Raw genomic sequence first — 1068 nt, forward strand, 5'->3', positions numbered from 1 at the left:
CTTGAATTGTAAAATTAAGCTAGAAAAATAAATAAACCATTTGTGGTACACTCAAAATAAATTTCCAACCACGAAAATTAGGAGAGTGACCACAAATGGCCTACACACATCTTACCATGAAAGAACTTGGGTGGATAGAAACTTATTATGAAATAGGATATAAACCCTATCAGATCGCTAAGAAACTTGGACGTTCAAATCAACCGATTTATAATGTTGTTAACTTTCTGAAGGAAGAGAGAACAGTTCGTGAGTACTTCGAACGTTATAAACAGAACAAATCAAAATGCGGCGCAAAAAAAAAGACTTTTACAAAGAAACAGACTCAATACATCAAAAGTCGAGTGGCTGACGGTTGGACACCAGATATTATTATGGGTCGGGGGGAAAAAGACCTCGGTTGTTCCATGCGTACACTTTATAGACGGTTCAAAGATAATCCACTGTTTGATGTAACAACGTTACCTATGCAAGGAAAACGAAAACCTAATGGCCACCAAGAAACTCGAGGGAAGCAAGGAAACAAAAGAACCCTTGACGATCGAAAGACGGCTTATCCTTCTTACAAAAATGAATTTGGCCATTTAGAGGGTGATACAATTATCGGTAAAAATCATAAGAGTGCTGTTATTACCTTTGCCGAAAGAGTATCTAAGTTAATTATCGCTTTAGAGACTCCGGGCCGTAAGGCCAAAGACATAGAAATCACTTTACAGAATTGGTTTAAAAATCTTCCTAGAAATATTTTTAAGTCGATTACCTTTGACTGTGGCAAGGAATTTTCCAACTGGAAAAGCTTGAGTAATCAACAGGACATTTCTATTTTCTTTGCAGATCCAGGCTGTCCCTCTCAACGTGGTTTAAATGAACATTCAAATGGTCTCTTACGTAAAGATGGATTACTTAAACAAATGGACTTCAATGAAGTTAGTCAAGAATTTATTTCTTCTGTTACAACCCGAAGGAATAAAATTCCTAGAAAATCTTTAAACTATAAGACTCCGTTGGAAGTCTTTCTTGAGAATGTATCAGGGTTAGATTATTTCTAGCTTAATTTGACAAATGAAA

1 protein-coding gene is annotated in these 1068 nt (G+C 36.0%); it reads left to right on the plus strand.

Annotated elements, in window-relative coordinates; translation table 11 throughout:
* Window positions 1–95: 95 nt before the first annotated feature.
* Complete coding sequence (locus tag ACEN31_RS11545; protein ID WP_407109481.1) at window positions 96–1049, plus strand: IS30 family transposase; 954 nt, start codon at window positions 96–98, stop codon at window positions 1047–1049.
* Window positions 1050–1068 lie beyond the last annotated feature (19 nt).

It is taken from the genome of Ruoffia sp. FAM 26255 (assembly GCF_045528525.1).
Lineage (GTDB): Bacteria > Bacillota > Bacilli > Lactobacillales > Aerococcaceae > Ruoffia > Ruoffia tabacinasalis.